The 12124-nt window shown below is 44.5% G+C and carries 8 protein-coding genes and 1 pseudogene; 2 read left to right on the plus strand and 7 right to left on the minus strand.

The window, feature by feature from the left end; all coding sequences use genetic code 11:
- The 4 genes from EWV60_RS18055 to EWV60_RS18070 all read right to left on the minus strand — a co-directional run.
- Window positions 1–197, minus strand: a 197-nt coding sequence (locus EWV60_RS18055; RefSeq protein WP_287233862.1) for a hypothetical protein, incomplete at its 3' end; no start/stop codon positions are given.
- On the minus strand, window positions 166–3285 hold the full coding sequence (locus EWV60_RS18060; protein ID WP_287233850.1) for a CHAT domain-containing protein: 3120 nt from the start codon (window positions 3283–3285) through the stop codon (window positions 166–168). The genes EWV60_RS18055 and EWV60_RS18060, both read right to left, overlap by 32 nt.
- Window positions 3286–3813: 528 nt before the next feature.
- Window positions 3814–4182: a GxxExxY protein gene (locus tag EWV60_RS18065; RefSeq protein WP_287233852.1), complete on the minus strand. Its 369-nt coding sequence runs from the start codon at window positions 4180–4182 to the stop codon at window positions 3814–3816.
- Between the two features lie 264 nt (window positions 4183–4446).
- Window positions 4447–4980: a hypothetical protein gene (locus EWV60_RS18070; protein ID WP_150975881.1), complete on the minus strand. Its 534-nt coding sequence runs from the start codon at window positions 4978–4980 to the stop codon at window positions 4447–4449.
- Window positions 4981–5050: 70 nt separating this feature from the next.
- Between EWV60_RS18070 and EWV60_RS18075 the strand changes: the two genes are divergently transcribed.
- Window positions 5051–5914 (plus strand): hypothetical protein, encoded by an 864-nt coding sequence (locus tag EWV60_RS18075; protein ID WP_287233856.1) that lies wholly within the window; start codon window positions 5051–5053, stop codon window positions 5912–5914.
- 17 nt (window positions 5915–5931) lie between these two features.
- Here EWV60_RS18075 and EWV60_RS18080 read toward each other — a convergent pair whose 3' ends face one another.
- Window positions 5932–7800 carry a cation:proton antiporter gene (locus EWV60_RS18080; protein ID WP_287233858.1) on the minus strand — a complete coding sequence of 623 codons (1869 nt, stop codon included), beginning with the start codon at window positions 7798–7800 and terminating at the stop codon, window positions 5932–5934.
- A gap of 129 nt (window positions 7801–7929) precedes the next feature.
- Entirely contained in the window at window positions 7930–9144 is a 1215-nt protein-coding gene (locus EWV60_RS18085) for an RNA-guided endonuclease InsQ/TnpB family protein (protein ID WP_287233860.1), read from the minus strand.
- A gap of 168 nt (window positions 9145–9312) precedes the next feature.
- Between EWV60_RS18085 and EWV60_RS18090 the strand changes: the two are divergent.
- Window positions 9313–9519, plus strand: a pseudogene (locus EWV60_RS18090) (IS200/IS605 family transposase); the annotation flags it as partial.
- 235 nt (window positions 9520–9754) lie between these two features.
- On the opposite strand, the gene pta reads toward EWV60_RS18090, so the two are convergent.
- On the minus strand, window positions 9755–11851 hold the full coding sequence (gene pta / locus EWV60_RS18095; RefSeq protein ID WP_287233861.1) for a phosphate acetyltransferase: 2097 nt from the start codon (window positions 11849–11851) through the stop codon (window positions 9755–9757).
- Between the last annotated feature and the right edge of the window lie 273 nt (window positions 11852–12124).

The raw sequence follows: 12124 nt of genomic DNA on the forward strand, positions 1-12124 counted from the left end.
TCATTAAAGTTATCCCAACTAATCCGGTCTAAAAATATGTAACCATCTATACAGCTTGCTGAGAATTTAGCCCCAAATTCTACGGGTTTTCCAGCTTTTCCTCTGACTATCGGACGGATGTGGGGTTGAGTTAAGCTGACAATAGAGCCAAAAAAAGCTTCCCCGCTACCTGCCACCTGCTCCCAACTCTTGACCATCTCCAATCAGGATAAACGCCGCCCAAAAGAAAGGATGAAGGTCAATATGGGCGAGTTTTGCTTGACGGAGGGCTTCCGCTTTGGTCATGCCCTGTTGTAAATTAGTATAAAATTGATTTAAAATCGCCGCCGTGGGCAATTCTGGGCTGTTTTGTTGGGGATATTGCACAAAATCGGTAGCATTCCAAAGACTGGCGAGGGTGGTTTTCGCCCCCGCTCTTTCCCAAACATAGGCCAAACCCGCCAAACCGACTCCATCCACTTCCCGCGCCGTTTCACAAGCGCCAATAGTAATCAGTTCGGTGTTTTGCAGTCCCAGTTTCACGGCATCTTTGAGTTCATACTCTCTCTTGTTGGCAAACAGTAGGGTATTCGCGTTCATGCCTAGGCTAGGACACCCCTCTGGACGGAAACAACCATGAGTGCCTAAGTGCAGAATAGGAAACCGAGGCGATTGACTTAAAAAGGTGTCGAGGGTAGCTTGTTGGTGTTTGTAGATTTGGCTGTTGGCATAGGTTTTTTGCAGAAAGTCGGCTTGAGTTTCTGTGCCGATTAATTCGGCTTGGGTGGGATGGGGATTAGCAAAGACGAGGACACTAGGATTATTGACTTTCGGCGTGGGTTGGGGCTGCACTTTACTCAGACGGGTGAGGTAGTGAATGGGATATTTTTGCAGGAGATACTGTTGAGTTTGGTTGTCGTAGAGGGTTTCAAAGGGGATTCTTTGCAAAGCGCCTGTGGCAATGATGGCCAGGGTTTGATTCGGGGCAATTTGGGCTTCAATGGGACGAATCAGCAGGTCATAGAGTTGGTAACTGAGGGCGCGATCGACGATTTCTAGGTCGCTTTCCAGTTGGCTGGCGTAGCGTTGCAGACGCTCATTAAGATCTTTAGGGACGGGAACTTGCTGAACCTGAAGGGTGGTACGGGTGAGGATAAAGAGGGCAACGGTATGTTCAACGTTATCTATCCCTGTGAGTAGGACGGGTTGGAGGAGGGTGGTATTAGCAGGTAGATTGGCTTGCAGTTGGGCGAGGTCGGTGGGGGTAATTTCCAGTAAATCGGCTAATTCGGGGTATTTTTCCACAAGGATTTCCGCTTGTTCGCTGAGGGCGGCTTCTTGTTGCCGGACTTGTCGGGAGAGGGTGTCGCTGAAGTTGGTTTGTAATTCTTGGCGCAGGGCTTCCAGTTGCCGTGCCTGTGCTTTCCACTCCTGATAGGCTTGATTAGCGACGGGATTTTTGACTTGTCCTTCCGTTCCCGCAAGGCGATCGTAATCCACGAGGTCAAAAGTGGTGCTGAGATTTGCCCATTCAAAAGCTTTCTGAGGGGAATTCTGGCGAATGAGGAGATCCACTAGGGCGATGCTTGTCCCTTGCTCACTTTCTAGGAAGGTTGCCCGCAAGGAACGGCTAACCCCCCGCCGTAGCTCCAGAATCAGATTAGCGGATTTTTCTAGGGAGTCAATCGCCACTTCTGGTTTTCCTTGATCCCGATAGACAAAACCAATATTATTGAGAGTAGTGGCTTCCTGTGAGCGATCGCCCACTGCCCGCGATAAGGGTAAAGCCTGTTGGTAGTAGTCTAAAGCCTTCTGTTTCTCCCCTAAAGCAGAATAGACAGCCCCGATATTGTGGAGGGTAATCGCTTCCCCCGCGCGATCGCCCACTGCCCGTCTTAAGGGTAAAGACTGTTGGAAGTAGTCTAATGCCTTCTGTTTTTCCCCTAAATTTAAATAGACAACACCAATATTATTGAGAGTAATGGCTTCCTGTAAGCGATCCCCCACTGCCCGTGATAAGGGTAAAGCCTGTTGGTAGTAGTCTAATGCCTTCTGTTTCTCTCCTAAATCTGAATAGACACCACCAATATTATTGAGGGTAATCGCTTCCCCTCTGCGATCGCCTACTGCCTGCAATAAGGGTAAAGCCTGTTGGTAGTAGTCTAATGCCTTCTGTTTCTCCCCTAAATTTAAATAGACACCCCCAATATTACTGAGAATGACGGCTTCCCCTTGGCGATTGCCCACGGCACGGTCTAAGGGTAAAGCCTGTTGGTAGTAGTCTAATGCTTTCTGTTTTTCCCCTAAAGCATCATAGACAGCACCAATATTACTGAGAGTAGTGGCTTCCTGTGAGCGATCCCCCACTGCCCTTGATAGGAGTAAAGACTTTTGTAAGTAGTCTAAAGCCTTCTGGTTCTCCCCTAAAGTCAAATAGACAAGACCAATATTACTGAGAGTAGTGGCTTCCACTGCGCGATCGCCCACCGCCCGCGATAGAGATAAAGCCTGTTGGTAATAGTCTAATGCCTTCTGTTTTTCCCCTAAATTATCATAGACAAGACCAATATTATTGAGAGTAGTGGCTTCCTGTGAGCGATCCCCCACTGCCCTTGATAGGAGTAAAGACTTTTGTAAGTAGTCTAATGCCTTCTGTTTCTCCCCTAAAGCATTATAGACAGCCCCAATATTACTGAGAGTAACGGCTTCCCCAGAGCGATCGCCCACCGCTCGTGATAAGGGTAAAGCCTGTTGGAAGTAGTCTAATGCCTTCTGTTTCTCCCCTAAAGCATCATAGACACCACCAATACCAGTGAGAATAATGGCTTCCTGTGAGCGATCCTCCCCCACTGCCCGTGATAAGAGTAAAGCCTGTTGGAAGTAGTCTAATGCCTTCTGTTTCTCCCCTAAATCATTATAGACACCACCAATATTATTGAGAGCAGTGATTTCTTGTGAGCGATCCCCCACTGCCCGTGATAGGAGTAAGGACTGTTGGTAAAAGTCTAAAGCCTTCTGTTTTTCCCCTAAAGCATCATAGATACGTCCTAAACCGTTGAGGACGAGGGCTTGCTCTAATTTGCTGTCGAGTTGCTGATAAAGCTTTAATGCTTGTTGTAACTTTCCTAATGCCCCCTGATAGCCTTCTAATGTTCCCGACTGGAACAATTCAAGACTTTCTTGATAAAGTCGATCGGCTTCTTGACGTAAATCCGTCTGCACCAATAGGGGGGAAGCCATAACCGTCAAATGCGGCGCTGTTACGACTAGCCCTAGACTGAGTAATATCCCTAAACCTGTCTTCATTGCTTCCCCTCGCCAGACTCAAATGATTCTTTATATTATCTCAATAATGCCAGTATCAGGATTTTGAGGATTTGAGGATTTTCAGGATAGATATAATATTCTTTATGATCCTTTAATTATAGACTCTTCACAAGTCACCTAATCCTGTTAATCCCTTAATCCTAAAAATCCTGATCTCAGGATGGGGTTGAGGGTGGGTGTCCTATTCCCTGTATCTTTTAATTATCTACTCCTTGCCAATAACCTAATCCTGTTAATCCCTTAATTCTCAATGCCAGTATCAGGATTTTGAGGATTGGAGGATTTTCAGGATAGATATAATATTCTTTATGATCCTTTAATTATAGACTCTTCACAAGTCACCTAATCCTGTTAATCCCTTAATCCTCAATGCCAGTATCAGGATTTTGAGGATTGGAGGATTTTCAGGATAGATATAATATTCTTTATGATCCTTTAATTATCTACTCCTTGCCAATAACTTAATCCTGTTAATCCCTTAATCCTCTAAATCCTGATACTGACCTGTTATTTATTATTAAATATCTTTTTATATTCTAAACTGGTTGCGCCAAAGTTAATTAATAGACCAACAGGGAAATTATAAGCAACGACGTAATTTTTTGCTTGTGCAAGATGGACAGCTTCTAGGCGAATTACCGCTTTTAATTCGACAATGACTTTTCCTTCTACGGTAAAATCAGCGCGTCTTGTTCCGACTTGTATTCCTTCATAAAAGATAAGTTGTTCTTTTTCTCTTTCAAAGGTTAATCCTGTTTTTCCTAATTCAATATCGAGACATCTTTGATAGATGACTTCTTGAAACCCATTCCCCAGTGTTCGATGGATTTTCATACAACAACCAATAATTTTATAGGTGATTTCGTCTAATTCCATAATGCCAGTATCAGGATTTTGAGGATTTGAGAATGTTCAGGATAGATATCATATTCCCTGCATCCTTTAATTATAGACTCTTCACAAGTCACCTAATCCTGTTAATCCCTTAATCCTAAAAATCCTGATCTCAGGATAGGGTTGGGGGTGGGTGTCCTATTCCCTGCATCCTTTAATTATAGACTCTTCACAAGTCACCTAATCCTGTTAATCCCTTAATCCTAAAAATCCTGATACTGATTTTTATTGACATAATTTTGGTGATTAATTTGCCCGGCAACGCACCACTCCTGCAGCTTTTAACTCGCCATTAGCAAATTCTAACTGTTTCAACACATAACCATAAGCCCCTTTCTGAGTTAACTCTCTTTGCATCTCTGGAGGCAAATCTGATAAGTTAATCTCTACCTGCTTACGCTTTTGCTTTTCCACCAAACTCAAATGCTCAAAACGGCGCGGTACAGCATAAACCGAACCACATCGCTTGTCCTCTCCCTGAATCACAATTATCGGGTTTTCGGGAATACTGATGATGGTTTCTCCCTCTAAGGTTAATTGTGTCACTTGGGCAATGGGTAGATTAAACTCCTTACCCCCTTGCTTAAAAGAAATCCGACGCTGAGGGCGATCGAACCGAGTTAACGTCACCCCCTTATAATCTCTGCCATTTTGTAACGTAATATTTGCTAATCGTGGTAAAGCCGCTTCGAGGGTGGGTGCTTGAGCGATACTAGAAACAGTCAAAAATCCCAAAAAAACTAAAGCTATACCAGATAAAATTTCTAAACGTCTGACCATAACTCGCCCTACAATGATCATCTATAATAACTTTAATTTTAGCGTTCTTTTTTAGCGTTAGTAGCCCCCTGTGACGACTCCTTCTCCCCCGACGATTCTCCTCAATCTTGCCAGTGCCGCCGGTCTCATTGGTGCGGGATTGTACTATACAGGTTGGGTCTATCGTTGGGCATACTTTGCCTATTACCAACTCGGTATCACCAGCCTCGATTTTCCGGTTGAATCCTTCTTATTACTCCCTCTTCAAGTCTTCTTTGGTACGCCTCAAAGTATTGCTAACACCCTGATTATTGCCCTTCTGATTCCTATACTTTTTCAGCTTTCCGCCCTTTGCCTTGCTTTCCTTCACTGGCAATATCAACAGTGGCTAACTAGACTGAAAAATTGGCAACTGAAAAGACAAAACCAACGCAATCGCCGAAAAATACCCTATGCTCCTCGTCCCCGCTTTCAGCGTCAGTTAACCCTTCCTCTCGTCTCAGAACTGATTCTCCTGAGTTGGATTCTCTTACTCATCTTCCATCTTGCCCGGGATCAAGGTTTAAAGGATGCCCGTCGAGATGCGGTGAATCCCACTTCTACTCTCCCCGTTGTCACCCTGATTAGTGCCAAGGAACTGCTCATTTTAGGTAAAGAAGCAGGGGATCTTGACCCCAATCAGCCCCTTTTTGAAGCCCTAACGCCCGAAGATCAGCAGAGTCTCATTGGCGATCCTAATTTAGCCCGCATTATTCAACAGCGCAACCTAACCGATACGGAGCAAGATCGCGTCTGGCGATTATTACTGGAAAGAGGGGGATGGCTGTACCTTTTTCGTGCTTTACCCCAAGATGCCCCCAAAACTGAACATCCCGTACTGCTAGGTGTCGCTAAATCTAGCGCCGGTCGGCAGTTGCTTATTTTAAGCCCTGAACCGGTTAAATCCACTGAATAGTATAGAACAGTCTCAAGTTATCTACTGGTGGCGATTTCCACTTCGGGTAAGATTTCTAAAGATAAACGGGTTCTGACAGTGCCAGAAAGACGTTTAAGCAGTTGTGGGCGTAAATCGCGCAGAATATAGATTAATTCGTCTCCTGTGCGCCATTCTTCCCTTTCTGTTACTACCTGTAGGGAATTATCGCGACGCAATAGTAGGGGCAGCAGTTCACCATTTTCGATTAATTTAGTTAATCTGGTTTGTTGTTCGCTCAAATCATCGGCTTTAAAGATAGTTTTACCTAATTTAATCTGATTATCGTCTAAATACTGATTCCATTCCTTGACCGAAAAACTAGGGAGAAAAACCTGATTAACCTTATTTTTATCTGGGTTAGGGGTTCCCGCAAAGGCAGCCAACACCCGGGGAGGATGAAATTCCTCGCTGGCTCTTTGGGCTAAAACCAGATTAACCTCGCTATTATTAGTCAAAACCAGAAAAGTTCCCATGGATTCGATGCCTGCTTCTTGCAGTATTTTTGTATCAAGTGCGCTACTCTGCAGCACCGTCAAACCGTCTTCTTCTGCTTGTTCACAGGCCCTGGCATCCGTATCGATTAAAACCACGTTTTCCCCTTGTTCTTGGAATAAACAACCGATTAAGCGACCTAGGGGATTACAACCGACGATTACTGCCCCTGTTGCCGCAGAAGAAGTGATTTTTAGCCCTTTTGCCACCCACCGCGCCGTTAATCCCTGAATAAAAACGGTCATTAAAATTGTTAAAAAGACTAAAGCTTTGATCGCTTCACCGCCATTAATACCGGCACGGGTGAGTAAAATGGCAAATAAAGAAGCTACAGAGGCAGAAACGATTCCCCTAGGGGCAACCCAAGCGATAAATAACTTATGTCGCCAATTTAGGTCACTTTTTAGGGTACACAGAGCCACACTCAGGGGACGTACCACCAACATCAAGACTAACACCGTCAGGACGCTGCCCCAACCCAAAGCGATGACACTGGCGATCGAAAGATCCGCCGCTAGTAAAATAAACAGTACCGACACGCAAAGAGTGGTTAATTGACCCTTAAAACGCCTTAATAACCGCTCATCGGGAACAGCCGCCGCTTTTAGCACAATTCCCGCCATTACCACCGCCATTAACCCCGATTCACTGCGACTAAATTGCGATAAACCAAATAACCCCCAGACTCCCGCTAAAACCACGAGATTCTTTAACTCAAAAGTGAGAAAATTGCAAGTTTTTATAATAAAACTTAACAATCCGCCTCCAGCAATGCCGATCGCCGCCCCGATGCCTAAACGCAGGGTTAAACCGGTGATAATTTCCATGGGGCGGGAATGACTATCAATAATCGTATTTAGCACCACTACGGCTAAAATTGCGCCCACAGGGTCGATTAATACCCCTTCCCCTTCCAAAAGTGTCGCCACCCGTCGATCTACAGCGACTTGCTTTAGCAAAGGCCCGATCACCGTCGGACCAGTTACCACCACTAAAGAAGCGTAAAGAAAAGCGATCGGCCAGGGAAATTCCCCCAACCAGTGGGCTGCCATACCGCCACCAATGAGAGTGATGGAAGTACCGAGGGTGACAAGATTGCGTAAACTGCCAGAAACTCGCCCTAATTCCCGTCCGCTCAGGCTTAAACCGCCTTCAAATAGGATAATCGCCACAGAGAGAGCAACAAGGACTTCTAAACCAATTCCCAGACTTTGGGGGTGTAAAATTTCCCAACCATCAGACCCCAAAGCAATCCCAAAAATGAGCAGGAAAACAATACTGGGAACTTTCAGGTATTCGGCAATGACTTGGGCTGTAATCCCCGCCACCACAGTGATGACAATTTGCAGAGTAAGGGCGAAAGATGGATCCATGTTTAGCGATCGGTTATCGGCTATCGGTTATCGAGGCGGGGTTATGGTTGGGGTTTAATCATTCTAATTTTGACTCTCCCCCGCTAACCGCTCGCGCGGTGTAGCGGGAGATTCTCGGTTCATAGGTTTTTAACTAGATCGACCTGGTTTAACCCAGTCGATCCCCGTCAAATCGCCTCCGCGAGCGTTTTCTAACACGGTCAGTCCGACCGCGTTTTTTCCTCGGTTCTCGATTACCTTCGCTGATGCCGTGTCTCTCGGTTCAATGTGGCCGCAAGAATCACACCGGTGAACTCTTTCTGATAACGACTTTTTGCCAGTAATCGCGCCACAATTCGGACACTCCTGGGAAGTTCCGTTTTTATCGACCTTAAGATAATATTTCCCCCGTTTCCAAGCGACAAACGGTAGTATCTCGTTAATAAAACTACCGATGCCCGAATCCAGAGATTGTTTTCTAACGATCCCTCTAGACCAGGAAATGAAGTTAATATCTTCGACAAAGATATTATCAGCAAGATCACAAAGGTAATGAGCTAATTTAAAGTGCCAATCTCTACGAGTATTAGACACTTTTTCATGTAATCTTGCTATCTTCTCCTGAAGTTTTAACCAATTGCTAGAGCCTTTAGTTTTCCGTTTCAAGCGTCTTTGTAGCAATTTAAGCTTACTCTGTACTTTCAACAAAAATCGAGGGGCTTTGATTAAATCTCCCCGTGAAGTAGCAACAAAACTCTCAATCCCCGCGTCAATTCCTAAACAGGTTTTCCCCACTGTCATATCGGGAACTAATTCCGTAGATTGGAAGGAAACCGAAACGTAAAATCCCGACGCTTTTTGGATAATTCGAGCTTGTTTAGGCTCGAACCCAGACGGGTATTCTCTAGATTGCCTGATTCTAATTTTTCCCAATTGTGGAAAATTTAAGTATTCGTCACCTAGAAAGCTTTTTGACAGCGCAGGAAAAACAAAACTCCGCATCTTTTTCTTAAATCTAGGAAAGCCGAAGCCTTTCAATTTCATCTGGTTAAACGCCTTATCTAAAGTTTTTAAGACTTGCTGTAAAACTTGAGCGTTAACCGTCTTTAATATCGGGTAAACTTTTTTAGCTTCCGTTAGATTTTTAGCTTGAACGAAGTAATTAGGATAGGGTTCATCCGCAGGAATTATGTACTCGGAAACTAGCGAACAGTGATCCGCAAGACACTTTCGAGAGTTTAACCAATCTTTCCGTTCTGAAAGAGCGTAATTATAAACGCTTTTGCAAACATCAAGAATGTGGATTATCTCCTGTTCCTGTTGTCTGTTTACCTTTAGTTTGTACTGGTAGGTAAGCGTTATCACTGTCTTTCGTGAGCGTGATGTATAGTTAAATTATAACACTTACTGCCTAGGATATCAACTATAGCGGTTCTCACACCTGTGTGGCACAGTTTAACCTTTGCTAATTAAGCTTTTCACCATCGATAATGTATCTCTTGCGAACAGGAAACGCTATAATTACAATCATGGACCAAACTAATCGCTAACCTTAAAACAGTTAGTAGTCGCTTAATTAGACAAGAATTTCCGTATTTGGCGGCCGAGTATTTCGACAACAAACCCTATTTTTGGACGGGAGCTTATTTCGTGGCTAGTTGTGGCGACGTTACTGTCGAACAACTAAAAAAATACGTCGAGAACCAAAACTCCCCGAAAGTGGAAACGCTACCGCGTTAGTTTTATTCTGGTCGCGATTCATCTCGCTCCATTGAGATAGTTTTGATTCCCGCTCTGGCCCGGTCGGGAGGAAATAATACCAATTCTCCAAAGTCTGACTACAGAAGTTTAATCCCCCTAAATCCCCCTTAAAAAGGGTGACTTAAATTCGATGTGTAGTTTTCATTTAGAGAAATGGTATAAGCATATTCCAGAAAAAGGGTTTTTTTGAGAAACCCGTTTTCTAACTGATAACTCAAAAAGATTGGGATTGAATGGCTGTGATTACCACCGTATTGATAATATCGGGAACGGTACAACCGCGACTGAGATCATTGACGGGTTTTTTTAATCCCTGTAGGATTGGACCAATCGCTAAAGCTTTCGTTTCCCGCTGCACGGCTTTATAAGTATTATTACCTGTATTCAGGTCAGGAAAAATAAACACCGTTGCTTGGCCCGCTACCTCTGACCCCGGCATTTTTTGGGCAGCTACTTCCTTATCCACGGCCGCATCGTACTGAATCGGCCCTTCTAGCTTCAAATCGGGGCGTTTTTCCCTAGCGATTTTGGTCGCTCGTCGTACTTTTTCCACGTCTTCTCCCTGGCCCGATTGACCCGAAGAATAGGAAAGCAGGGCGATTCGCGGCTCTATTCCGAATTTTTGGGCGGTTTCGGCAGAAGATAGGGCGATTTCGGCTAATTCCTCGGCACTGGGGTCGGGATTGACCGCACAATCCCCATAAACCAAGACTCGATCCTCTAGACACATAAAAAAGACCGAGGAGACGATCGCACAATCGGGCTTAGTTTTGATAATCTGGAGTGCAGGCCGAATCGTGTGTTGAGTGGTATGCACTGCCCCCGATACCATACCATCAGCATCGCCCTGATACACCATTAAAGTGCCAAAATAGGAGACATCCTGTGCATAATCCCGGGCCATGTCGAGATTCATTCCCTTGGCTTTTCTCGCTTCGTAGAGGGTCTGCACATAGCTTTCAAAATGGGGACTAGCCACGGGGTCAATAATTTGCAGGCGATCGAGATCGAGAGTGATACCATGTTTTTTAATCACCATTGCGATCTCGTCCGGTTGTCCCAAAAGGGTTAAATCGACGATATCCTGTTCGATTAAAACTGTGGCCGCCTGGAGGATGCGCGGTTCGGTCCCTTCGGCCAAAACGATGTGACGTTTTTGCGCTTTGGCCTGTTGTACGAGATTATAGGTGAACATCTTCGGGGTAATCCCCTGGGTCCGCAAAGTGCGAATTTGCGCTTCTAGGCGATCAAGATTGATGTTACTGTGAAAAAGCTGCAGACTGAGGTTAATTTTATCGTAGTCCGTCGAGGTCAGGGTGGTTCGCACTTGGTGGATGCGTTCGGCCGTAGTGTAGGTATCGGTGGTGACGGAGAGAATCGGTAAGGGATCGGGCAAACCGTCAATTAAACGGGCGATCGAAGGATTGAGGTTATGACCTGCTGTTAAGACTATACCGGCTAATTGGGGATAATTGGCCGATTGGTGGGCCTGTAACATCCCGATAATCACATCGCCGCGATCCCAAGGCGTGATAATTAAGCTGTCTTCTTTTAGCCGCTCTAGGGCATTTTGCATCTGCATGGCCACCACCAGAAAGTTACTAGCTAAACTGTCTAATCTCTGCTGTCCGTAGAGAACTTTTGCCTGTAATTGTTGGGCGATTTCTGCCACTCGCGGGCTGCTCAGTTTGGCATTGTGGGGAATCACTCCTAGGGCATATTCTTGGGGAGGAAAAATTTTAGTCAGGGTTTTCCGTAATTCCTCTATTTTTTCCTCTTCAGCTTGATTGATAATAATCCCAATCACCGTACAACCTTTATCTTGGTAGGTGTCGCAGGAAATCAGGATCGGACTAAGGGCATCTTCGATACTGCGATTGTGGGCATTACCTAATATTAAGATGGGATGACCGAGATTTTTGGCGATTTCTGTATTTAGTTCAAATTCAAAGGCGGAATTTTCTTGCAGATAATCGGAACCTTCACAGAGGATAAAATCATATTTTTTTTCTAAGTTTTTAAACTTTTTGATAATTCTTTCAATGATTTCATCAAATTTTTGTTGTACCAATAAATCCTTAACTTCTTCGTAACATAAACCGAAGGCTTCTTCGTAGGTTTGTTCTAATTTAAAATAATTGAGGATTAAGTCAATGTCTTCGTCCCGATGACCTTCGGAACAGTCGAGAACAATTGGCTGGAAAAAGGCAACTTTATTAGTTTTGCGGAGAATTAAGTCGATAATTCCTAAAGCTACTAACGCTTTACCGCTTCCCGTTGCCGTCGTGCTGATATATAAAGAGTTAGTCATGGGTAGAGAAGAATAATAACGAGGGTGGAATTTAATTCACTCACCCCAACCTTGAGGTGGGCTTTTTCAGCTAAATCTAGATAATTTTGATGAATCTGTTGATGGCAATAATTAACTTTTAAGTAAGTAGTTCTAATCAAATAGAAGATTGATCCCCCCTTAATCCCCCCTTAATCCCCCCTTAATAAGGTGGTTTTGATCCCCCCTTAATCCCCCCTTAATAAGGTGGTTTTGATCCCCCCTTAATCCCCCCTTAATAAAGTGGTTTTGATC

It is taken from the genome of Microcystis sp. Msp_OC_L_20101000_S702, assembly GCF_007095705.1.
Lineage (GTDB): Bacteria > Cyanobacteriota > Cyanobacteriia > Cyanobacteriales > Microcystaceae > Microcystis > Microcystis ichthyoblabe_A.

Coding starts and splice junctions, on each gene's coding strand:
- EWV60_RS18080 (WP_287233858.1), bottom strand. CDS start 7,800: ATGGATCCATCTTTCGCCCTTACTCTGCAAATTGTCATCACTGTGGTG.
- EWV60_RS18070 (WP_150975881.1), bottom strand. CDS start 4,980: ATGGTCAGACGTTTAGAAATTTTATCTGGTATAGCTTTAGTTTTTTTG.
- EWV60_RS18065 (WP_287233852.1), bottom strand. CDS start 4,182: ATGGAATTAGACGAAATCACCTATAAAATTATTGGTTGTTGTATGAAA.
- EWV60_RS18060 (WP_287233850.1), bottom strand. CDS start 3,285: ATGAAGACAGGTTTAGGGATATTACTCAGTCTAGGGCTAGTCGTAACA.
- pta (WP_287233861.1), bottom strand. CDS start 11,851: ATGACTAACTCTTTATATATCAGCACGACGGCAACGGGAAGCGGTAAA.